Genomic DNA, 22287 nt, shown 5'->3' with positions numbered 1-22287 from the left:
GGGACTAAAAAAGATGACCCCGGTACAATACCGAGGTCATCTGTTAGTAGCATAGGCTCTTTTATTTAACTGTCCATATTATGGGTCATAGTTCAAAATATCGGAAAGGACTTTTCTTTTATTTATTTTAATACATGAATTGGAGTACCAAGTGCTACCTCAGCAGCTTCCATTGTGATTTCACCTAAAGTTGGATGTGCATGGATAGTCAACGCTAAATCTTCGACTGTCATTCCTGCTTCAATCGCCAACCCTAGTTCAGCAATCATGTCTGATGCGCTGGCACCGGCAATTTGTGCACCGATTAAGACACCATCTTCTTTACGTGAAACTAACTTTACAAATCCATCTGCACTGTCTAGTGATAGAGCACGGCCATTTGCTGCAAATGGAAATTTCGCTGAAGTAACATCGATTCCTTCTTGTTTTGCTTGCGCTTCTGTATAACCTACGCTTGCAAGTTCTGGATCTGAGAAAACAACAGCAGGAATACCTAAGTAGTCAATTACAGCATTATGTCCTGCAATCGCTTCAGCTGCAATTTTTCCTTCGTAGGAAGCCTTATGTGCTAATTGAGGACCTGCAACAACATCACCAATCGCATAAATGTTAGATACACTCGTACGGCACTGATTGTCAATCTCAATCAATCCACGATCTGTAAGCTTCACACCGACTTGTTCAAGACCCATTTCATCTGTATTTGGCCGGCGTCCAACCATTACAAATACGTAATCTGCTTCAATTTTCTTTTCTTCGCCTTTAACTTCAAAGGTTACAACTACACCATTTTCCGTTTCTTCTACACCTTTAGCCATAGCCTTTGTATAGAATTCAGCACCTTTTTTCTTCATGGTTTTCTTAACAAGGGCAGCCATTTGCTTTTCAAATACACCAAGACCTAATATCTCGTCTGCACCTTCTAGAATGGTTACTTGAGTACCGAAGTTCGCATAGGCACCGCCAAGCTCGATTCCGATGACACCGCCGCCGATTACTACGATTTTTTCAGGAAGTTCTTGTAAATTAAGCGCACCTGTTGAATTAAGTACTCGTTTTGAGTATTTAAAAGTTGGCAGCTCGATTGGTCGAGAACCTGATGCAATAATCGCATTTTTGAAGTTGTACGTTTGGGCAGAATTTTCACCAATCACTCGTAGTGAATTTCCGTCCACAAAGTATGCTTCACCACGTACGATATCTACCTTATTCCCTTTTAATAAGCCCTCTACACCACCAGTTAACTTTTTCACGATTCCAGCTTTCCATTCCTGAACCTTTGAAAAATCAACTTTTACATTTTCCGCCATAATCCCGAAGGACTCAGAGTGCTTTGCCACTTCGTAACGGTGTCCAGCAGCAATTACCGCTTTTGAGGGAATACAACCTACGTTTAAACAAACGCCGCCAATATATTCTTTTTCTACTATCGTCACCTTTTGACCTAACTGGGCTGCACGAATAGCAGCCACGTAACCGCCAGGGCCAGCACCTATGACTATAGTATCAGTATCAATTGCAAAATCTCCTACTACCATTTGTTACGCCTCCATTAACAATAGTTCTGGATCGTTCAATAATCTCTTTATGTGATTTAATGCATTTTGAGCAGTCGCTCCATCAATCATTCTGTGGTCAAAGCTTAGTGATAATGCTAATACTGGAGCTGCCACAATTTCACCATCACGTACGATTGGTTTTTCTGCAATACGACCTACCCCAAGGATCGCCACTTCAGGGTGGTTGATAACTGGTGTAAACCATTGACCGCCAGCAGAACCAATATTAGAAATGGTACAAGAAGCACCCTTCATTTCGTTAGGAGCCAGCTTTCCATCACGTGCTTTTCCAGCTAATTCATTGATTTCATTTGAAATTGAGAATACTGATTTGCGGTCAGCATCTTTAACAACTGGTACCAATAAGCCTTTTTCAGTATCAGCGGCAATTCCAATATTATAGTAATGCTTATGGATAATTTCACTTGTTGCATCATCAAGTGATGTATTTAACGCAGGGAATTCACGTAAAGCACTCGTTAATGCTTTTACGATATATGGTAAGAATGTTAACTTGATACCCTTAGCCGCAGCAACTTCTTTGAATTTTTTACGATGAGCAACAAGTTTTGTTACATCAACTTCATCCATAAGAGTTACGTGTGGTGCAGTATGTTTTGAATTCACCATTGCTTTTGCAATTGCTTTTCGGATTCCGCTCATTTTCTCACGAGTTTCAGGATATTCTCCTTGTGGAATTGGAGCAGCTTTTGGTGCAGCCTCTGCTTGAGCCGCAGCTGGTGCCTGAGTTTCTGTTGCTGCTTGTGGTGCCGTAACAGCAGCACCGCCGCTTAGGAATGCATCAATATCACTTTTCACGATGCGTCCATTCTTACCAGAGCCAGGAACTTGTGTAATTTCTACACCTTTATCACGAGCATATTTACGAACAGATGGCATTGCAATGATTTTGCGGTTAGGGTCTACTTCCACTTGTCCTTGGCCTTGTGGGTGTGTTACTCCAATACCGTATGCAGGTGGTGCAGGCGGTGGTGTTGTTTGTCCCTCAGGTACTGCTGCTGCAGCTGCTGCTGGTGCTTCTTGTTTCGGTGCTTCTTCAGCATGGTCATCACCTTTGAATTGAAGGTTTTCGTAACCAGGAGCATCAAATGTTACTAAGACCTGTCCAACTGTCGCAACAGTTCCTTCAGCTACTAAAACTTCAAGTACAGTACCTTCAACAGGGGAAGGAATCTCTACAACAGCTTTATCATTTTGTATTTCGCAAAGTACATCATCTTCCTGGACTTTATCACCTGGCTTTATGAACCATTTAACAATCTCGCCTTCATGTATACCTTCACCAATGTCAGGCATTTTAAATTGGAATGTGGTTGCGGTTGCGCTCACTGGGATTCATCCTCCTATTTTTGCATATATTCTACCGATCAATGATAAGAAACAAGTGGGAAACAGTTATACTATTCCCCAACTTATATTAGAATGTTAAAACTTTTTTCGCCGTTTCAATTACATCTTTATAGTTTGGAAGCCAAGCTGCTTCTGCTTGTGGGAATGGATAAATGGTATCAGGTGCTGCTACACGCAATACAGGTGCTTCTAAGCTTAAAATAGCACGGTCGTTAATTTCAGCCACAACATTTGCTGCAACACCAGCCTGTTTTTGTGCTTCCTGCACTACAATCGCACGTCCTGTTTTCTCAACAGATGCAATGATAGTTTCGATATCAATTGGACTAACGGTACGTAAATCAATGACTTCAGCTGAAAAGCCTTCTTTTGCGAGTTCTTCAGCTGCTTTTAAAGACTCATGAACCATTGCCCCATAAGTAACAATTGTTAAATCAGTTCCTTCACGTTTCACATCCGCTTTTCCTAATGGAATTGTGTATTCACCTTCAGGAACCTCTTGACGGAATGAACGGTATAATTTCATATGCTCAAGGAAAATAACGGGATCATTATCACGAATAGATGAGATAAGAAGACCTTTCGCATCGTATGGTGTTGATGGGATAACTACCTTTAATCCAGGCTGTTGTGCCATTAAACCTTCTAAGCTGTCTGCGTGCATATCTGGTGTATGTACGCCTCCTCCGAATGGTGAACGGAATGTGATTGGAGCACTGTATTTTCCGCCTGTACGGAAACGAAGGCGGGCTGCCTGTCCAGAAATAGAATCCATTACTTCATAAACAAACCCAAAGAATTGGATTTCTGGTACGGGGCGGAAGCCTTGTAAAGCTAGACCAACAGCTAAACCACCGATACCTGATTCAGCTAATGGTGTATCAAATACACGATCTTCGCCGAATTCGCTTTGTAATCCTTCCGTTGCACGGAAAACACCGCCGTTTAAGCCTACATCTTCACCAAAAACTAAAACCTTCGGATCATTTTTTAATTCAACACGCATTGCATCTGTAATTGCTTGAATCATTGTCATTTGAGCCATGACTTACTTCGACTCCTTTGCTGAATAAATTTCATATTGCTCTTTTAAGTTTTGAGGTAAGTCCGTATACGTAATATTGATTAGGTCGGTTACCTTTTGCTTAGGAGCAGCATCTGCTTGTTTAAGTGCGTCCTTAATTTCTTCTTTCGCCTGCTCGATTACTTCGTTTTCTTTTTCCTCATTCCATAAGCCTTTCTTTTCAAGGAATTTACGGAAACGAACTAGTGGGTCTTTCTTTTCCCATTCATTATCTAATTCAGCAGTACGGTAACGTGTTGGATCATCACCGGCCATTGTATGTGGACCATATCGGTATGTCAACGTTTCAATAAATGTAGGTCCTTCTCCGTTAATGGCACGCTCACGTGCATCACGAACAGCAGCATAAACTGCTAAAGGATCCATACCGTCTACTTGAATACCAGCTATACCTGCTGCAACAGCTTTTTGAGCAAGTGTTTTTGCTGCGGTTTGCTTTTCAACAGGAGTTGAAATCGCAAAACGGTTATTTTGTGCAATAAAGATGGCTGGAGCATTGTATGCACCTGCAAAGTTCATTCCTTCATAGAAATCACCCTGAGATGTTCCGCCATCACCTGTGTATGTAAGAGCAACAGCTTTCACTCCACGTTTTTTGAATCCTAAAGCTACACCTGCAGTTTGAACGTACTGGGCTCCGATAATTATTTGTGGAATCGCAATATTAACTCCCTCAGGAATCTGTCCGCCTGCTAAATGACCTCTGGACCATAAGAATGCTTGATATAATGGAAGACCATGCCATACGATTGGCGGAACATCACGATAGCCTGGTAAGATAAAGTCTTCTTTTTCTAGTGCAAATTGAGATGCTAATTGAGAAGCTTCTTGTCCTGCAGTTGGTGCATAGAATCCAAGGCGTCCTTGACGATTCAAAGAAATGGAACGCTGATCAAGGATACGAGTATAAACCATCCTGCGCATTAATTCTTGAAGCTGTTCATCGCTTAGGTCAGGCATTGCTGCTTCATTAACAACTTCGCCTTCTTCATTTAAAATTTGAAGCGTTGTAAACTGATTTTCTACAGCTTCGAGTACTTTCTTAGCATCGAGCTGAGCATTTTGGGTTTTAGATGCCATTCGTCACATCTTCCTTTCTCTCATAACAATAATGTAAAAAAATAAATTCACTCATATTAGATTACCCAAAAACTTCAAACAACATTTACGATTACTTTACTTTCGTTATCTGTTGTTCTGTACTATAATTTTTCAAAAAATTAATAGTACAATAATTAAGTCCATATTGAGTTTACATCAACTCAATACACTCGTCAAATACTATGTTTTGATAAATTTACAACATGTAAATAATATTAACTTAATAACAATCTAAAAGTTCTGTACCACCCACAGGTCCACTCTGTTATATTAATATATTTTCACTTTATCAACAAAAAAATCGACCAATTCGGCCGATTTTTATACGTTTTCAAGTTTAAGTCCAGCTTCTTCATAAAATTCAAGCTTTTTCTCATTGTATTGTGCTGTTAATTCATTAAATTCTTCATTTGCGTCATATACCTTTTGATAGATAGTATTTAATTTTGTAACATGATCTTCTAGCTTTTCGTACGAGACACTCTCATTTTTTAACATCAGATACAATTCTTTATCACTATCTAACGCACTTGTATATTCCTTTGCAAGCTGATTATGTACTTTATATCTATTGCTCATTATTTTAAATAGCTCGGACGCTTTTTTCTTTTGCTCATTATCATCTATTTCATTCTTTATTTCTTCTGCCTGCTTAAATTCTGTTTTTGAAGCGTTGATACTGTCAATTTCCTTTTGTAGAAGCTCTCTTCTCTTATCAATAATGGAAAGTGCTTTGTCAGAAAGCTTAACAATCTCATCATGCTGCTTCATACCAAGAGCCATTATCTGATTATAAATTTCCTTTTCTTGCTTTTCTAACTTTACAAGCGGCTCTTGCTGCTCCTCAAATGCTTTTTCTGCTTCTACTACTTTTTCTAAGGCTTGATACATTCTTTCATTTGTCTCTTCTTTGCTGACACAGCCAGTTAATAAGAAACTAATTGCGAAAATAGAAAAAATAATACGATTCATTCTAACTATAGACACTTCGCAACCCCCTTAATGATTACAATTCTTACTATATCTGTACTTCTTATGTTTGACAATATCTCCTGTAACAATTAACTTTTCGCGAAATGTTTGATAGACTAATGAATATCAATATCTTAAGTTATTGGCTGTGATAAATTGGTCTGTTGATTTGCGCTCCACTAAGGAAAGCTTCTTTGAATAATCACCGCAGTGACAGGCGGTCTCTGCCTGTCACGAGGCACTTCGCTTTCCGCGGGCGGTTCGGGGAGCCTCCTCGGCGCTTAAGCGCCTGTGGGGTCTTCCCCTGTCCCGTCCTCCCGCAGGACATTGATTTACATCCTTGAATCTGCCCACGCACGAAGAAAATGCGTTAGCATTTTCGAGGAGTCTTCGTGCCTTCTACGCAAATCAACAGGATGCAAACATATAGCATTAACACAGCTTAGTTTTTATACAGGAGTGAATGGAATCATGTTGATGATGGATGATATTATTCGAGACAGCCACCCTACGTTAAGAAAAGTAGCGGCTGAAGTATTAATGCCGCCTTCGGACGAAGAGAAAAAAATACTTGAAAGTCTTTTAGAATATGTGAAAAATAGCCAAAACCCTGAAATTGCTTCGCAATATGGATTAAGACCCGGAATTGGTTTAGCTGCGCCGCAGATCAATGTTTCAAAGCGGATGATTGCTGTTCATCTTCACGATGACAAAGGTAACTTATACAGCTACGGATTGTATAATCCCAAAATTGTCAGTCATTCCGTCGAAAAAGCTTATTTGGTTTCAGGAGAAGGCTGTCTTTCTGTAGACGAGGAGATTCCAGGCTACGTAGAAAGATTTGCTCGAATTACCGTAAAAGGAATTACCCTTGAAGGCGAAGAGGTTAAACTCCGTTTAAAGGGGCTTCCAGCGATTTGCTTTCAACATGAAATTGATCATTTAAATGGAATTATGTTTTATGATCATATCAATAAACAAGATCCCTTCAAACCAATTGAAGGTGCCATTGCTATCGAAAGATAAAAAATGCGCAAGTGCTCCTAGGCCCTTGCGCATTTCTCTATTTATATGAGTTTTAATTCCTTCAATCCATTCCATATTCCATCTTTCGAAACATCCGTGGTCACAAAGTTCGCAAGTGCCTTAGCCTCGGGAACGCCATTCCCCATTGCAACACCGGTTCCAACAGCTTTAAGCATTTCTAAATCGTTTAAGCCGTCGCCGAATGCATAAACATCCTTTAGATCAAACCCTAACCTTCCTATCATTTGTTTTATCCCTTCAGCTTTAGAACCGCCTTTTGGCAAGACATCAACTGAATATGGATGCCATCTTATAAAATCAAATTCAGGGAAATTTTCAAAATAGAACTTCTCCTCACCTTCTTCACAGAATAGTAAGGATTGATAAATCTCTTTGTCAACATAGAAATTTTTGTCCTCTTCCGGATGTGGAAATAACAAGCTGTCCATACTAGTTTCTATATAAGGATGGTAATGTGTAGTACTCTTCATGGTCAATTCGTTCATAAAGATCAAAGGATGGTCATTGGCAGTTGTATCCTGCAGAAATCTTCCCAACTCAGATTGGTTTAGCGGATTCTTATAAATCGCTTCATTTTCAAACACAACATACTGCCCATTAAAACTAACGTAGGAATCAATATCTAGTTCTTTTTTCAAACTTGTAAACATGAAAGGTGCTCTTCCGGTCGCAATCGCTACGAACACACCATTCTCCTTCAAAGTTTGAATCGCTTTTTTCGTACTGCTTGGAAGTTTTTTTTCATGGTCGAGCAATGTCCCATCTATATCAAAAAAAACAATTTTTTTCATATAATTCTAACTCCTCTTTACTTTAATAACAAAAATGCTCTTCTATCATTTTCTTCTCATAAACACTAACCATAACAAGAATAATTGTCAATTTATTAAACTTTCATAATTCTTCCATGTTTATCCATGAAAGAAATCCTGTTTATACCATATAATATTAGTATAAAAATGATTAAATAAAAAAAAACTTGCAATTATCTGCCATGGCTTGCTTTACATTGGACAAGGATCGTTTAAAATAGGAAGTAAGGAGATGATCCACTATGTTAAAGAAGCTAAGAAAGAAGCTCTTAAAACAGTGGAACGATTTACTGCGAAAAAAATCAATTGCCTAACTACAACTTTTTTCGAGCCCTTCAAACTTGCGAAGGGCTCCTTCCTTATTGTAAATTGATTATCAGTGTATTATTTACATATTTTTTCTAATAGGTCCAAGCGTTTACTTTTTAGGTGAAAAGTGAATTTAAATGAAAAAAATGTAATTATTTTATATAATAGAAAAAGTCATGATCGATTAAGGAGCGATTTATTATGGTATTTAAAGTTTACTTTCAAGAAAACATCAAGGAAGTTCCAGTCAGAGAGAAAACAAAGGTTCTTTATGTAGAAGGAGAATCTGTTAGGGATGTTCGTAAAAAAATTGCAGACCGTGGATATAATGTTGAATTTGTACAGGAAGTAAGCGGAGCATTTTTAGAATATGAAAAACAAAATGAAGATTATATTGTATTGGAGATTTGATAATTTATGAAATTTGTAAAAAATGACCAAACCGCTGTTTTTGCTTTGGGTGGTTTGGGCGAAATCGGAAAAAACACATATGCAGTACAATTTCAGGATGAAATAATCCTGATTGATGCAGGGATCAAGTTCCCAGAGGATGAGTTATTAGGGATTGATTATGTTATTCCCGATTATACCTACTTAGTAAAAAACGAAGATAAGATTAAAGGATTATTTATTACCCACGGACACGAGGATCATATTGGCGGTATTCCTTATTTGTTAAGAGAAGTAAATATTCCCATTTATGGCGGCAAGCTTGCCTTAGGACTGATTAAAAATAAACTTGAAGAACATGGGCTTTTAAGAACGGCAAAGTTAAATGCAATTCAAGAAGATGATGTGATCAAGTTCCGCAAGACATCTGTTTCTTTTTTCCGAACAACACATAGTATCCCAGATTCCTACGGGATCGTTGTAAAAACTCCGCCAGGACAAGTCGTCCATACTGGCGACTTCAAATTTGACTTCACACCAGTCGGTGAACCTGCTAATTTAACCAAAATGGCTGAAATCGGAAAAGAAGGCGTACTATGTTTATTATCAGATAGTACAAATAGTGAAATTCCAGAATTTACGATGTCTGAACGTCTCGTTGGCGAAAGTATTGATGACATTTTTCGAAAGGTGTCAGGACGGATTATATTCGCTACTTTTGCATCAAATATTTACAGATTGCAGCAAGTAGTTGAGGCCGCAGTTGCTAACGGCAGAAAAGTTGCAGTTTTTGGCCGCAGTATGGAATCGGCGATTACGATTGGTCAAGAGCTTGGCTATATAAATGCACCAAAAGAAACGTTTATCGAAGCAAATCAAATCAACCGCCTTCCTGCAGACAAGGTAACCATTTTATGTACTGGAAGCCAAGGCGAAGCTATGGCTGCCTTATCGAGGATTGCAAATGGTACGCATAGACAGATTCAAATTATCCCAGGAGATACTGTTGTATTCTCATCTTCACCGATACCTGGAAACACAATTAGTGTAAATAGAACGATTAACATGTTATTCCGAGCAGGTGCTGAAGTTATACACGGAAAGCTTAGTAATATCCATACCTCAGGTCATGGCGGACAAGAAGAACAAAAACTAATGCTCCGTTTGATTAAACCAAAGTTCTTTATGCCTATCCACGGAGAATATAGAATGCAAAGAATGCATGCGAAACTAGCTGTTGACTGTGGTGTAGAAGAAGAGAATTGTTTCATTATGGACAATGGTGAAGTTTTAGCTCTTTCTGAAAACAGTGCGCAAGTAGCAGGGAAAATTCCTTCAGGCTCCGTTTATATTGATGGCAGCGGTATTGGTGACATCGGAAATATTGTTCTACGTGATAGACGGATCCTTTCTGAAGAAGGATTAGTCGTTGTCGTAGTGAGCATTAATATGAAGGACTTCAAAATTGCTTCAGGTCCTGATTTAATTTCTAGAGGGTTTGTCTATATGAGAGAATCAGGTGATTTAATTAACGATGCTCAAAACCTGATTACAAAGCATTTAAATAAGGTGATGGAACGAAAAACAAGTCAATGGTCAGAAATTAAAAATGAAATTACTGATACATTAGCACCGTTCCTTTACGAAAAAACAAAACGCAGACCAATGATTTTACCAATCATTATGGAAGTATAAGAAAAGCGGAAGCACCTTAAGGCGCTTCCGCTTTTCTTATTGCATTACCTTACGTTCAAAACGATCAATATCTTCATCTGTACCAATAACAATTAATACATCGTTTGCTTGGATATCTTCATTTGCCTTTGGAGACACGATGATATCCATGCCTCTTTTAATGGCGACAATATTTAATCCATATTTCTTACGAATGTCTAAATCAATGATTGTGTGTCCGCTTATCTTATTGTTTGCCACGATTTCAACGATACTATGTTCATCCGATAACTCTAGATAATCCAACACACTGCTAGAAGCCATATTATGAGCTATTCTTCTTCCCATATCTCGTTCAGGATGGACAACCTTATCAGCGCCTATCTTCACAAGCACTTTCTCATGATAATCATTTTGCGCTTTAACGGTAATATGATTTACCCCTAGCTCTTTTAAGATCAAAGTGGTTAAGATACTAGATTGAATATCATCACCAATCGCTACGATCACGTGATCGAAATTTCGAATACCTAGACTTTTTAGGACTGCCTCATCCGTTGTATCTCCCACAGCAGCATGAGAAGCTATCATGGCATAGGCATTAACTCTTTCTTCATTTTTATCTATTGCCAGTACTTCAAAACCTTCATCTGAAAGAGTACGACATATGCTGCCGCCGAAACGGCCAAGTCCAATAACTGCAAAATTTTTTCTCACTAAAAACTCCCCCAGCAAAATCAATTAATCATTTTCATTTTAGCATATCCAAATTAGTTAGATATACTTATTTATCCGTTACCATTCCTTTTCCGCTGCTTCTTTATATATAGGTAAATGAAAACAGCTGCCACCGCCAGGATTACTAATATAGGCATATTACCAACTATAAAAACAAATACCCCTGATATGGCTGCTAACAGCATGTTTGTACTTTTCATAAATTGTTTCTTTGTTTTATCCCAGGTATTAAGATCTTCATCTTCAAGATTAGGTACAATCACTTTATTTTCAAAAAGTGAAAGATGAACGGTAGATAGCGAAGTCTGATTTTCTAAAAATTTTATTCTGCCTTGAATCGTTTCAATTTCCTCTTGTACCGCAGCGAGGTCTGCTGAAATTTTCAACAGATCTTCTGTCTTTTGTGCAGATTGCATAAAGGATGTTAACCGTTCTTCCACTACTCTTTTTGACTTTAGTCTTGAGTCAAGGTCGACATACTCTTCGGTAACATCTGTACCAGTAATATTTCTTTGCAGAACCTCCGCTGACTGCCCCTCTGCATCATGCAAAAAAGCCTGGAAATTCTTTTGGGGGATACGAACAGTAATTTGCCCGCTTACCTGTTCTTCACCGTCCTTCGATACATTGGACTCAGAAATATAGCCGCCATACTTTATTACTTGTTCTTCTATGTTTTGCAGGGTTTCTTCAAATTTCTTCACACGAAGCTGTAAATTTGCTTGGTAAATAACCATTTGGTCAGGTACTTCTAATTCGGCCGGAGCAGCTTTCTCTAGTTTTGCATTATTATCAAATGATACTTGTGACTTTTCTTCCTTAGCGGGCTCTCCTGAATCTATACCTGCACTGCTGTCACTGCTCATCTTTGATTCTTCACTTTTACTGCTTGAACTGCAAGCCGATAGAAACAGAATCAAAGAAAGGAAAACCATTAATCCGGTCACCTTTTTCATTTCGATAACCCCCATTTGTCTATTTATTAATACCGACGTTAAATAATTGGGATGGTTACAAAAAATTAAAAAAGACTGCTCGTTGGATAACGAACAGCCCTTCATTGTTTATTCTGTTTTTTCTAATTCATCTAGTACACGGTTGACCCGCTTTTCGAGCATTTTCATGCCGCTTCCGCCTGCTTGGAAGTGGCGGAGTTTGCCTTCACGGTCAAATACGTAATAGGCAGGGACATATTGATTTTCGAATGCTTCTGTTAGTTTATGTTCACTGTCAACAAAAATAGGCTGATTGATTCCATGCTCTGCTGCCACTTGCTTGATTTGCTCTAAGTCTAAGTCCTCTTCAGATCTAGGCATATGGACTGCAACTACATTTAATTTATCTTTATATTGATCACGGAATTGATTAACCTGCGGCATAGCCTCTTTACATAAGTAACAGCTGACTGACCAGAAATGAAAAAGTGTAGGTTTATCGCCCACTAAATCCTCTCTTGTAACTTCTCCATTTAACCATTCAACGGCACCAGTTAATTCTGGCATTGGCTCACGTAGTTTCATGACATATCCCCTTTTTAAAAAAGACCTAACTCAGAAGGGTTAGGTCTATCTTTTAGATGCAAGAATTAAGCATTAAGAGTAGCTTGTCCTGGTTTCCAGTTAGCTGGGCAAAGACCTCCAGTTTGTAATGCTTGAAGAACACGTAATGTTTCATCGACATCACGGCCGATATTGTTGTGGTTAACAACAGAATACATTAATTCACCTTCAGGGCTGATGATAAATAAGCCGCGAAGTGCAATTCCTTCTTCTTCAATTAAAACGCCATAGTCGCGTGCAACAACGTGGTTAGTGTCTGCAGCTAATGGATAGTTCAGTTCACCAAGGCCATTGTTTTTGCGGTCTGTATTAATCCAAGCAAGGTGTGTATGTATTGTATCAGTAGAAGCACCAATAACAACTGCATCTAAATCATCAAATTCTTCATAACGATCAGAAACTGCAGTAATTTCCGTTGGACATACAAAAGTAAAATCCATTGGATAGAAGAACAACACAGTCCATTTATCGTTTTTCATGTTTTCTTCAAGGCTTACTTTTCCAAATTCTTTGTTTGGTAATACGGCATCCATTTCAAATCTAGGTGCTTGCTTTGCTACCATACGTTCTGGCATGTCTAATCCCTCCAAATAGTTAATAAATAGTCCCTTAAATGGTTTACCCTATTTACAAACAGAATAAACGACGATATCTAACAATCTTTTCTAATTTTCAGTTTAACATTTTTATACATTAGAATAAAATAAAACGCATTTTAGAAGAGTGTTTATATCAATTTCCTTTATACGTCATATAGCTAGTGAGAATATTGATTGCAACCTCTATGGCCTCTTCCTTTGGATTTAATTTGGCATGGTGCAGTCCATACGGCGAATCCACTCCGAGCCAAAACATTAGTCCCGGAATTTCCTTCAACATGTATCCAAAGTCTTCACCTGTCATTGCCTCTTCGCATTCAATAACATCAATAGTGGTTTGTGACCTCATATATTGAATAAATTCTCTCGTTATATTCTCATCATTGTATACCTGGTGATACATTGCACCGTAATCAATGACAGCTTCACATTCAAAGCTGGTCTCTATCCCTTTTACCACCGCGTCGATCCGTTTCTTAACCCTATCCATGGATTCATCTGAAAGTGTACGAATCGTTCCTTCGAGTCTAGCCTTTTCTGCAATAATATTTTGAACCGTTCCACTAGTGATTTTACCGATGGTAATGACTGCACTATCTAATGGATTAACATTCCGGGAGATGATTGTTTGCAACTGACCAACAAGCGAGCAGGCAGCGATTACCATATCATTTGTTAAATGTGGATATGCGGCATGCCCTCCCTTTCCTTTTAGGTCGATAAATAACTCTGATGTATTAGCAAATAGTAACCCTTCTTTTAGGGCAATAGATCCTACAGGATATTCTGGTGCAATATGTAAGGCAAAAATAATATCTGGTTTCCATTCCTGCATAATGTCGGATTTCAGCATCGGTTCTGCACCGCCTGGTCCCTCTTCTGCAGGTTGAAAAATAAATAAAATGTTATCTTCAATGGGATTATTGACAAAATGTGTTAACACACCAAGAGCAATACTCATATGAAAATCGTGGCCGCAGGCATGCATTTGTTCCGTATGGGTGGAAGAAAACTCTAACCCCGTTTCTTCAACGATTGGCAAACCATCAATATCGGCACGGTAACCAATGGTTTTTTTTGGATGTAAACCATGAACTTTTACGAAAAGTCCAGTTTTCCATTTTTTAATGGATATCCTCTCTTGTGATAAATTTTCTATATACGATAATAAATAAGCTTGAGTTTTATATTCTTGAAAGCCTAATTCAGGAATTAAATGCAGATCACGTCGAATTTTTATAAAAGGGTTCATTCTATTACTCCTTTACTAGAAAGAAAGCGTGGAGATTATCCACGCTTTACACTGTCTTAAGTTTATAGCTGGCGAAGTTCTTGCATAATTTCTGTTTTGGATTTTGTTTTCTCATCAATATCCTTAATTTTTCTTGCAGGGGTACCAGCTACGACAGTATACGGAGGAACATCCTTCGTCACCACTGCACCAGCAGCAACCACTGATCCTTGTCCAACTCTAACTCCTTCTAATACCACTGCATTTGCACCGATTAGCACATCATCTTCGATTATAACAGGCTGTGCGGATGGCGGTTCAATAACACCAGCTAAAACGGTACCAGCACCAATATGACAGTTCTTTCCAACCGTAGCTCTTCCACCTAGAACAACACCCATGTCAATCATGGTTTTTTCGCCAATAACTGCACCAATATTAATAACGGCACCCATCATGATAACAGCATTATCTCCAATTTCTACCTGGTCACGAATCGTCACTCCTGGTTCAATTCGAGCATTAATATTTTTAGTATTTAATAATGGGATCGCTGAATTTCGGCGGTCATTTTCAACTACATAGTCTTCAATTTTTGCTTGGTTTGATTCTAAAGCTGGGTTAATGTCAGACCATTCACCAAATACTACACCCGTATTACCATTAATAAAAGTTTTAGAATTGCTTCCAAAATCGATACCTTCTAAATCACCTTTTACATAAACCTTTACTGGTGTTGATTTTTTACTGTTTTGAATAAAAGAAATAATTTCATTTGCATCCATCATTTTCATAATACTACCTCCAAATTTAATTAGATTTACTTTACCAAACAAAAGTATTGAAAACAAGAAAATTGAACATAATCATTCGCTGCTTTGACTGCTATGTTCTTTAATGAGATCCACGAACGCTTGCACTTGTTTGAGTTTAAAGGAAGACTCATACGCAAGCAGCCATGTATCCCGTTGAAGAGAATCACCATTTTCATCTAATAGCGGAATTTTATAAATTTCTTTTTCACTATTATTCAAGGTTATGCCCGGTAAGATTGAATACCCTAAACCATTAAAGGTTAATTGCTTACATGTCTCGATTTGATCAACGACAATTGTTCTTTTCGGAGAGGTTTTGAATTGGCGCATCCACCAATCTTGTATTTCTTGATAATAATTAGAATCGCTTTTAAATTGGATGAAAGGTCTGTCTGTTTCTAGTAACTGTTCAGGTCTGGTAATATCTCGATCAACTAAAAAGAGCGGATCGCTGAATAGTTTAATTTTTACCCCTTTCCAATCTGGCATTCCTCGAATGATACCAATATGTACTTGATCATCATATAAACTTCTCAGTATTTCACTGCTCCACCCAGTTATAAGTGAAATTTTTGCCTGCGGATAGGTATCACTATATTTTTTTAAAACCGGCGGCAGCCAATTTTGACCAACGATTGAAGCTACTGCAATTTTCAATGTTCCTGATACTCCCGATTGAAGGGAGTGTATCGTTTCCCGAACCTTTTCTTCTTTAACAAGAACCTCGTTTACAAAATAAATGACATGTTCACCTGCTGGAGTAAGGGCAAGTCCTTTTTGTGAGCGGATAAATAGTTTCGTTCCCCACTCTTTCTCTATAGTTTGCAGCCGTTGTGATAATGCTGGCTGTGATACGAAAAGTCTCTCCGAAGCTTTACGCATATTCATCTCTTGAGCTAAAACAGATAACAAGTGAAATTCAGATATTGAGGACAAAGCCATCCACCTTTATACTTTATTAAATATCCGCATTCCTTTATTATATAGAGAAAATTAAAACTTTTCATTACTAAGGTATTTTTTTAATCAGAAAAAAAGCCCTGCATATTTTATACAGAGCCACGGTTTTGTTTGGGAATGAAAGATATCAGGATTAAACTTATAATGGCAAAGGTAAGAACTACATAATATACCCAATGTAAGGATTGAGTCAGCCCTTCCTGAAGCAGTTCTTTCACTGATACATGTAAATTTACTCGTTCATTTTCCTTTAATAAAAGGTTTGCCGAATCCACAGTTAGTTTTCCCTCTGTCCTGTCAGCATTTACACTTAGGTAGTTTGCAAGCCGATTATTAAGAATTCCTCCAAGTAACGCGGCACCAATTGTGTTTCCTAGATTCCTCATGAACATATTAGCAGCGGTTGCAGCACCTCTTTGCTGCCAGCTTACGGTGCTCTGTATAGAGACGATAAAAGCAGTTGACGTTAAACCCATACCAACCCCAACAATAAAGGAACCTGCAGCCGCCCAGAGTGGTCCTGAGGATGAAGTCATGGTTACAAATACCACACTGCCAATGATTAAGGCTGCACCGCCTATAAGAGAGGTTTTACGGTATCCGAAAGTAATTAACATCTTTCCAGAAAATGTAGACGCGATCGGCCAGCCAATAGACATGGCTGTTAATGTAAAACCTGCAACAATCGGTGATTGTTCCATTACCCCCTGAACAAATGTAGGGAGAAAACTCGAAATCCCGATTAACATGATTCCTGTCGTTAAACTTGTTACATTAGCAACAAAAATAGAGCGTTCTTTCCAGATATTAAACGGCATTACAGGTTCTTTAGCGCGGCCTTCATGAAAAACAAAGATACTAATGGTAATGATAAATAGGACCGCCAAACTCATGATTTGCCAGGAGTCCCAGGACCACCGTCCGCCGCCCTCAACCAGTAAAAACATTAATGATGAGATAGAAATAGTTAATAAAAACGCACCTATGTAATCAATTTTGTGTTTTTTCTTCTCAACGTTTTCATGCAAAAAGACTCCAATACCAATCAAAGAAAGAATCCCCAGTGGAATGTTAATCCAAAATACATAATTCCAGCTTACATACTGAACCAGCAATCCACCCACAGCTGGTCCCGTAACAGCAGAAATTCCCCATACACTTGCTAGGTAACCCTGGACTTGGGCTCTTTCTTCAGCTGAATAGATATCGCCAACAATAGTGGTGGCGATAGGCGTAACAGCACCTGCCCCAAACCCTTGGATTAACCGGAAAAGGATAAGGGATTCCATCGACGTGGCAAATCCGCAAAGAATGGATCCAATTAGGAAAATAATGATTCCGATAAAGAGAATAGGTTTTCTGCCGAATAAATCTGATAATTTGCCATAAATGAGCACTGTTACCGCATTCATTAATAGATAAGCTGAAAAAACCCAACTGTAGAGAGTAAAGCCGCCTAATTCAGCCACAATTGCCGGCATGGCTGTTGAAACAATCGTTGCCTCTATTGCTCCCATGAACATGGCAAGCATCACTGCTGCTAGAACAAGTGGTCTATTTGTCTTTCCTCTTTTAGGCTGGGAAATCGGAGCACTCATTTTCACACCACTACTTTCTCAGGGAAAATAATACAGCCCCCTTTTGGGAGCCTTATTTATCACTTTTATTCATTTTATTAACAGCTAAATTTAACTGTGTTAACACAGTACTTCTCGGCAATATGCCTTCGAAATAACCATCCTCCGTGTCTACGCAAAGGAAAGGATGATTTACTAAAAGCCTTAGACAGGTTCTAATGGAAGCAGAAACCTTAACACGTGGAACAGATACATTCATAACCTCTTCCACTCTTTTTTTTTCAAGTTGTTCAAATTCTATCCTTTCAAGTCCGAGAATGGAATCCATTATTATTGGGGTACTAATTAGACCATGTAATTTATAATTGGGATCTAGTACAGGTATTGCTGTATATCCACTCTTAGTTAACACTAATAAGGCATGTTCTAGATTATTTCCAACCTGTACATGAGCAACACGCTCAGATGGAATCATTAATTTTCGAATATCTATCTCTAAAAATTCTCCACTGTGAAGACTTATCATCGCCGAAAACTCCTCAATGTTTGTTATACCACATGTATATTCTACCATAGTTTTTGGAGAACTGGGTTTTTTTATTATAAAGCTCTTTTCTTAAAACGAAAGTAGCCTTTATAAAAAAACAGAAAAAGATAGGAACCGATACCGGTTCCTACTGGATTAAATCAAAAATTTCAATTGTAATCATGTCAACATTATCAAATTGATAACGCTTTGGCTTTTCCTTTTCATTATATATTTCCAACTCAAATGTTTCTGTTTTGGGATGAAATGTTACCTGACACTTTCTTTCGCCATTCACTTCGAAATAGCGTTGTGCCGGTTCACCTCCATTAGACTGTTCCTGAAGGTTTTTTAACCGGGTTAATATCCCTTGAAGCTGTGACATATGCTCCGTCTCCTTTCAAACACAAGCAAACTTTCTACTGTTATGTTTCTCTTTTAGCCTATTTCTATCCTTATGGATTATTTCCAGTAATAATCTCAATAGCAAATATGCCAATATTAAAAGAATAAAATAACAGAGAGCATTTGTCCAAGTAAAAATGAAAAAAATGGGAACTTTTTTTCAATAGGCTTTATCCATAATCGATTTAGGGATATTATCATATAAATATTCATCCACTTTCCAGCCGCCATCCAGTTTCTTTAACAAAATGCCCTCGTAATGGTCTGCATAACTTACCGGGCCTTCGGTTGTTGAAGGAAAAAATTGGAGAACATAAATACTTTCTGAGGAGATGACTACTTTTGTTTCTTTTGAATATTCGAAAAATGGAATGTAATAAAATGCAAAATCTGAGCCATATGTAACGAATTTACCCTCTTCTTCGAAAATATTCTCGTTCCAAAACATTTTTTGATATTTATCTGAAAAATAAGGGCTTAATACATCACTGATTTCTTGTTTCGTTCTGGTTTGATCACTAAGAGAGATTTGAGCCTGAAAAGCTTCCCGTAAGAAGCTAAAAACATCATTTTTATTGCTTAGACTATCTTTGGCGTTTGGAGACAAAGGTATTAATAATAGTACTATGAGAAGTATTAGTAACGTTTTCTTCATTTCCTTTCCCCCTGTTCTTTCAGAAACTTATGTTATTATTCATTTTAACAACAAATATTCCATCCAAACGCATAAAAAAATCGCAAAAATACAGCAGCAAAAGACATTTAACCGCAAATTTTTCGATTATTTCTAGATAACTCCTCGAAAAATCTTTACAAAAAATAGGCCCTCAAAGGAGGCCCTATCATAAAAAGGTAATTGCACAAAAAAGGATGATAAAAAGAACCAAGGCAAAAAATATACCATATGATAAAAATATCGGATTGCTAAGGTAAATATGTTTTTGTACTGGCTTAGGGATATTCGTATCGATGTCTCCTTCAGCAGCCTTTTGTTTTCTGGCAACAACCAATGTATACACAAGCGAAACCGCAAGAACACCTACAATAACGATGGATAGTGCATTAACAAATAGATTCATGAGCGATTTCTCCTTTAATCAAGTTACTATTAAAGTTCCACTGTATGAATCATTCTATGCAGTTGAGTTATAACAACTGGTCATGGTCAAACAAATACTGATAGGTAATATCAATAAATAAATAGTTGTTTCCATTTATAGGAATTGAAAAGGTTCGTATTGTTTCCCCGGACTCGATATCACTATATAAATCCGAAAGTATTCCTTTTCCTTCATTTCTCATTTTGATAATATTTTCTAAAAAATATGGGCGCCAGCTCCAATTTTTTAGGATATATTCTTTTTGTGTAAACCAGCCGTTTTCTCCTTTAAAGATATTAGAAGATTTTTGAAAACCATCTTCATCACATACATACATCCGGAATGCAATCCCATCCATTTCCTTCGCGAGTGACGTAAATAAATCCTCATAATTAGCTTTTTTATTCTTTACTAAGATGTCTTGTACTTTATTTTGGAAATATGCAGCGGCTGAATAAATGGCCTCAAGCTTTCTCTTCTCATAGGCAATAAATTCATGAAATTTCCCTTTTAATCGCTCTTTTAGTAAATCCCGGTCAATAAACTCCGGTGCAGGTGGATGAAGATAAAAACCTTGGTAATATCTCCCGCCATTTTTCCATGCGAATTGAAGCTGATAACTCATTTCTATATTTTCAAATAGTAATGTGGCCCCAATTTTCCTTGCTAATAATGACAGAGAAAATAGGACATCGGTAAAGCTTGATGCGGTTGCGTTTGATTTTAAAGGCTGTAGATTTATTTTAATGATTTCTGGATTTAATTGGCCAATCCGCTCAAAGTAATTGGTATCACTATCAATACTGGCAATTGCAACCTTAATGCCATACGTACGATAGTATTGTAATAAATGATCCAGCTGAGCAAAATCACCCTTATAATTGCCTTCAGAAATTTCAAGGACTATTCTCTTTAAATTCAATCCTCTTTTTTCAAAAGCCAGCAGTTCCTGTAGAAAAGGCTCTCCATGTCGATACATAAGCAGATCGGCATCACGATTCAAATAGATACTGACATCATCTTCTAGCCCGATTGCAAGGTCTAATGCTTTCTGGACTATCAGTAGATCAACTTCATATTTGTATTCATCTGGAATTTGGTCATCAAGAAAAAATTGACCTAAACTCATGATGTTACCTTCAGATTGATACCGGCCCAAAACCTCATATGCTATAACACGCTGCTCATCGGCACTAAAAATTGGTTGAAAATAAGGAATGACATTTTCAAGATCCGTTAGGATATCCAATGCATCCATTCAAGTACCCTCCAGAAAAAGATTTTCCTCATTATACCATACCCTAATATACAATACGCTCAACTTGCATATCTTGTTCTTTTCCAACAGGATACCATCATAGCAAATCTGAAACAACAAATGATAAAACCAAGTCCATATGATTGGAGGAAACCTTTTGAAAAAACTTTTTTTAATGGTCTCAATTCTTCCACTTTTTGGATGCAACAATACCGATGATACCGTTTCACAACAATCAGAGAAACAAAGATACACGGAAATATATGAACAGGTACCGAGCCCTTCTATCAGGAAAACGGGAAACCCAGCCGCTGATCAAACAGAAGTTACCAATCAACCAGCCAAGAAGGATTCAATCATGCTGGATGTTGTATTAATAAAACAAAATCCAGAACTCAGATATGGGTGTGAAGTGACAAGCCTTGCCATGGTGTTAAATCATGCAGGTGTTAAAACGGACAAAATGGATTTGTATCGTTCCATTCAAAAAGATCCCGACCCTATTAGAAAGGCGGGAAACGGCGATATATTGAATTGGGGCAACCCTGCGGATGGTTTTGTTGGAGATATGACCGGAAGGCAGGCCGGTTATGCCGTCTTTGATAAACCCATGGAAGCACTCGTGAACCAAAAGCTGCCAGGGAGAGCGATAAATTTAACCAATCAGCCATTTGAACGAGTTCTCGAGCATGTTTCTGCTGGATATCCCGTAGTAGTTTGGACAACAGGAGATTATCGGTTACCTGATCGCTGGGAGTCATGGAATCATGGGCAGCAAGTAATAAAAACACCTCTTGATCTGCATGCCGTAGTTCTTGTAGGTTATGATGCAAACTATGTATATTTGAATGATCCACTTTCCGGCAAAAAACAAGTAAGGGTAGAAAAAAATCAATTTATTGAATCCTGGAAAGCGCTGCAGAGCAGGGCTATAAGCTATAAGTAGAAAAGCAGAAGCGCCTTGTACAGGGGCGACAGGCATAAGACGAGCCGGCAGAAAGGTTGCTCTTTAACCTTTTTGACGGCTTGGCTTATGACCCCGAGCCCCTAGGCGCTGGAGCTAGACAAAGGATCATAAGAGCAGCCAAAAATGGCTGCTTTTTATGTATTTTTTATCCATTTTAGAATATGAACTAATATATACCTTTTTTATTTAAGAAATCCCTTATCATTTTACTTGCAAAATGGTCCAAATTTAAC

23 protein-coding genes are annotated in these 22287 nt (G+C 38.0%); 4 read left to right on the top strand and 19 right to left on the bottom strand.

Features of this window, described 5'->3' with window-relative positions:
* Positions 1-122 precede the first annotated feature (122 nt).
* The 5 genes from lpdA to ACIQAA_RS26750 all read right to left on the bottom strand — a co-directional run bounded on the left by lpdA (position 123) and on the right by ACIQAA_RS26750 (position 6102).
* Positions 123-1538 carry a dihydrolipoyl dehydrogenase gene (lpdA, locus tag ACIQAA_RS26770; RefSeq protein ID WP_402625860.1) on the bottom strand — a complete coding sequence of 472 codons (1416 nt, stop codon included), beginning with the start codon at positions 1536-1538 and terminating at the stop codon, positions 123-125.
* A 3-nt stretch (positions 1539-1541) separates the two neighbouring features.
* Entirely contained in the window at positions 1542-2876 is a 1335-nt protein-coding gene (locus ACIQAA_RS26765) for a dihydrolipoamide acetyltransferase family protein (RefSeq protein ID WP_402625863.1), read from the bottom strand.
* 121 nt (positions 2877-2997) lie between these two features.
* On the bottom strand, positions 2998-3975 hold the full coding sequence (locus tag ACIQAA_RS26760) for an alpha-ketoacid dehydrogenase subunit beta (protein ID WP_402625858.1): 978 nt from the start codon (positions 3973-3975) through the stop codon (positions 2998-3000).
* Between the two features lie 3 nt (positions 3976-3978).
* On the bottom strand, positions 3979-5094 hold the full coding sequence (gene pdhA / locus ACIQAA_RS26755; protein WP_402625856.1) for a pyruvate dehydrogenase (acetyl-transferring) E1 component subunit alpha: 1116 nt from the start codon (positions 5092-5094) through the stop codon (positions 3979-3981).
* Positions 5095-5436: 342 nt separating this feature from the next.
* On the bottom strand, positions 5437-6102 hold the full coding sequence (locus ACIQAA_RS26750) for a YkyA family protein (RefSeq protein ID WP_402625855.1): 666 nt from the start codon (positions 6100-6102) through the stop codon (positions 5437-5439).
* 456 nt (positions 6103-6558) lie between these two features.
* On the opposite strand from ACIQAA_RS26750, the gene def reads away from it, so the two are divergent.
* On the top strand, positions 6559-7113 hold the full coding sequence (gene def, locus ACIQAA_RS26745) for a peptide deformylase (RefSeq protein WP_402625853.1): 555 nt from the start codon (positions 6559-6561) through the stop codon (positions 7111-7113).
* Positions 7114-7154: 41 nt separating this feature from the next.
* Here the strand turns inward: def and ACIQAA_RS26740 are convergent, their stop codons facing one another.
* A complete protein-coding gene (locus ACIQAA_RS26740; RefSeq protein ID WP_402625851.1) occupies positions 7155-7925 on the bottom strand; it encodes a Cof-type HAD-IIB family hydrolase in 771 nt (256 codons plus the stop codon).
* A 531-nt stretch (positions 7926-8456) separates the two neighbouring features.
* Here ACIQAA_RS26740 and ACIQAA_RS26735 point away from each other — a divergent pair.
* Both ACIQAA_RS26735 and rnjA read left to right on the top strand, forming a co-directional pair.
* On the top strand, positions 8457-8666 hold the full coding sequence (locus tag ACIQAA_RS26735; RefSeq protein WP_402625850.1) for a DNA-dependent RNA polymerase subunit epsilon: 210 nt from the start codon (positions 8457-8459) through the stop codon (positions 8664-8666).
* Between the two features lie 6 nt (positions 8667-8672).
* Positions 8673-10340, top strand: coding sequence for a ribonuclease J1 (rnjA, locus tag ACIQAA_RS26730; protein WP_402625849.1), 1668 nt, complete (start codon positions 8673-8675; stop codon positions 10338-10340).
* 36 nt (positions 10341-10376) lie between these two features.
* Here rnjA and ACIQAA_RS26725 read toward each other — a convergent pair whose 3' ends face one another.
* The 13 genes from ACIQAA_RS26725 to ACIQAA_RS26665 form a co-directional block, all read right to left on the bottom strand.
* A complete protein-coding gene (locus ACIQAA_RS26725) occupies positions 10377-11036 on the bottom strand; it encodes a potassium channel family protein (RefSeq protein WP_402625847.1) in 660 nt (219 codons plus the stop codon).
* Between the two features lie 71 nt (positions 11037-11107).
* The gene (locus ACIQAA_RS26720) at positions 11108-12013 is read right to left on the bottom strand and encodes a DUF4349 domain-containing protein (RefSeq protein WP_402625845.1); all 906 of its coding nucleotides are present in this window, start codon (positions 12011-12013) and stop codon (positions 11108-11110) included.
* Positions 12014-12121: 108 nt separating this feature from the next.
* Entirely contained in the window at positions 12122-12577 is a 456-nt protein-coding gene (locus tag ACIQAA_RS26715) for a TlpA family protein disulfide reductase (protein ID WP_402625844.1), read from the bottom strand.
* Positions 12578-12642: 65 nt separating this feature from the next.
* A complete protein-coding gene (locus ACIQAA_RS26710; protein WP_179158453.1) occupies positions 12643-13191 on the bottom strand; it encodes a peroxiredoxin in 549 nt (182 codons plus the stop codon).
* A 157-nt stretch (positions 13192-13348) separates the two neighbouring features.
* Complete coding sequence (locus ACIQAA_RS26705) at positions 13349-14467, bottom strand: N-acetyldiaminopimelate deacetylase (protein WP_402625843.1); 1119 nt, start codon at positions 14465-14467, stop codon at positions 13349-13351.
* Between the two features lie 62 nt (positions 14468-14529).
* Positions 14530-15240 (bottom strand): 2,3,4,5-tetrahydropyridine-2,6-dicarboxylate N-acetyltransferase, encoded by a 711-nt coding sequence (gene dapD, locus ACIQAA_RS26700; RefSeq protein ID WP_307196544.1) that lies wholly within the window; start codon positions 15238-15240, stop codon positions 14530-14532.
* Positions 15241-15312: 72 nt separating this feature from the next.
* A complete protein-coding gene (locus tag ACIQAA_RS26695; protein WP_402625841.1) occupies positions 15313-16197 on the bottom strand; it encodes a transcriptional regulator CcpC in 885 nt (294 codons plus the stop codon).
* A 113-nt stretch (positions 16198-16310) separates the two neighbouring features.
* The gene (locus ACIQAA_RS26690) at positions 16311-17819 is read right to left on the bottom strand and encodes an MDR family MFS transporter (protein WP_402625839.1); all 1509 of its coding nucleotides are present in this window, start codon (positions 17817-17819) and stop codon (positions 16311-16313) included.
* A 52-nt stretch (positions 17820-17871) separates the two neighbouring features.
* On the bottom strand, positions 17872-18324 hold the full coding sequence (gene cbpB, locus ACIQAA_RS26685; protein WP_402625837.1) for a cyclic-di-AMP-binding protein CbpB: 453 nt from the start codon (positions 18322-18324) through the stop codon (positions 17872-17874).
* A 148-nt stretch (positions 18325-18472) separates the two neighbouring features.
* Entirely contained in the window at positions 18473-18709 is a 237-nt protein-coding gene (locus ACIQAA_RS26680) for a YkuJ family protein (protein WP_045515459.1), read from the bottom strand.
* A gap of 180 nt (positions 18710-18889) precedes the next feature.
* Positions 18890-19384, bottom strand: a complete 495-nt coding sequence (locus ACIQAA_RS26675; RefSeq protein WP_402625835.1) for a DUF3993 domain-containing protein — start codon at positions 19382-19384, stop codon at positions 18890-18892.
* Between the two features lie 187 nt (positions 19385-19571).
* Complete coding sequence (locus tag ACIQAA_RS26670) at positions 19572-19808, bottom strand: hypothetical protein (protein WP_402625833.1); 237 nt, start codon at positions 19806-19808, stop codon at positions 19572-19574.
* A 67-nt stretch (positions 19809-19875) separates the two neighbouring features.
* The gene (locus ACIQAA_RS26665; RefSeq protein WP_402625831.1) at positions 19876-21087 is read right to left on the bottom strand and encodes an EAL domain-containing protein; all 1212 of its coding nucleotides are present in this window, start codon (positions 21085-21087) and stop codon (positions 19876-19878) included.
* Positions 21088-21244: 157 nt separating this feature from the next.
* On the opposite strand from ACIQAA_RS26665, the gene ACIQAA_RS26660 reads away from it, so the two are divergent.
* On the top strand, positions 21245-22033 hold the full coding sequence (locus tag ACIQAA_RS26660; protein ID WP_402625830.1) for a C39 family peptidase: 789 nt from the start codon (positions 21245-21247) through the stop codon (positions 22031-22033).
* The last annotated feature ends 254 nt before the right edge of the window (positions 22034-22287 follow it).

This window comes from Neobacillus sp. NPDC093182 (genome assembly GCF_044754045.1).
The sequence above is the reverse complement of the archived record's forward strand: the minus strand, read 5'-3'. Positions and strand labels throughout refer to the sequence as shown.

Excerpts from the sequence above, each read along its gene's own strand:
- lpdA (WP_402625860.1), bottom strand. The coding sequence starts at position 1,538 with ATGGTAGTAGGAGATTTTGCAATTGATACTGATACTATAGTCATAGGT.
- ACIQAA_RS26765 (WP_402625863.1), bottom strand. The coding sequence starts at position 2,876 with ATGCCTGACATTGGTGAAGGTATACATGAAGGCGAGATTGTTAAATGG.
- ACIQAA_RS26760 (WP_402625858.1), bottom strand. The coding sequence starts at position 3,975 with ATGGCTCAAATGACAATGATTCAAGCAATTACAGATGCAATGCGTGTT.
- pdhA (WP_402625856.1), bottom strand. The coding sequence starts at position 5,094 with ATGGCATCTAAAACCCAAAATGCTCAGCTCGATGCTAAGAAAGTACTC.
- def (WP_402625853.1), top strand. The coding sequence starts at position 6,559 with ATGTTGATGATGGATGATATTATTCGAGACAGCCACCCTACGTTAAGA.
- ACIQAA_RS26740 (WP_402625851.1), bottom strand. The coding sequence starts at position 7,925 with ATGAAAAAAATTGTTTTTTTTGATATAGATGGGACATTGCTCGACCAT.
- ACIQAA_RS26735 (WP_402625850.1), top strand. The coding sequence starts at position 8,457 with ATGGTATTTAAAGTTTACTTTCAAGAAAACATCAAGGAAGTTCCAGTC.
- rnjA (WP_402625849.1), top strand. The coding sequence starts at position 8,673 with ATGAAATTTGTAAAAAATGACCAAACCGCTGTTTTTGCTTTGGGTGGT.
- ACIQAA_RS26720 (WP_402625845.1), bottom strand. The coding sequence starts at position 12,013 with ATGAAAAAGGTGACCGGATTAATGGTTTTCCTTTCTTTGATTCTGTTT.
- ACIQAA_RS26715 (WP_402625844.1), bottom strand. The coding sequence starts at position 12,577 with ATGAAACTACGTGAGCCAATGCCAGAATTAACTGGTGCCGTTGAATGG.
- ACIQAA_RS26710 (WP_179158453.1), bottom strand. The coding sequence starts at position 13,191 with ATGCCAGAACGTATGGTAGCAAAGCAAGCACCTAGATTTGAAATGGAT.
- ACIQAA_RS26705 (WP_402625843.1), bottom strand. The coding sequence starts at position 14,467 with ATGAACCCTTTTATAAAAATTCGACGTGATCTGCATTTAATTCCTGAA.
- dapD (WP_307196544.1), bottom strand. The coding sequence starts at position 15,240 with ATGAAAATGATGGATGCAAATGAAATTATTTCTTTTATTCAAAACAGT.
- ACIQAA_RS26690 (WP_402625839.1), bottom strand. The coding sequence starts at position 17,819 with ATGAGTGCTCCGATTTCCCAGCCTAAAAGAGGAAAGACAAATAGACCA.
- cbpB (WP_402625837.1), bottom strand. The coding sequence starts at position 18,324 with ATGATAAGTCTTCACAGTGGAGAATTTTTAGAGATAGATATTCGAAAA.
- ACIQAA_RS26680 (WP_045515459.1), bottom strand. The coding sequence starts at position 18,709 with ATGTCACAGCTTCAAGGGATATTAACCCGGTTAAAAAACCTTCAGGAA.
- ACIQAA_RS26675 (WP_402625835.1), bottom strand. The coding sequence starts at position 19,384 with ATGAAGAAAACGTTACTAATACTTCTCATAGTACTATTATTAATACCT.
- ACIQAA_RS26670 (WP_402625833.1), bottom strand. The coding sequence starts at position 19,808 with ATGAATCTATTTGTTAATGCACTATCCATCGTTATTGTAGGTGTTCTT.
- ACIQAA_RS26665 (WP_402625831.1), bottom strand. The coding sequence starts at position 21,087 with ATGGATGCATTGGATATCCTAACGGATCTTGAAAATGTCATTCCTTAT.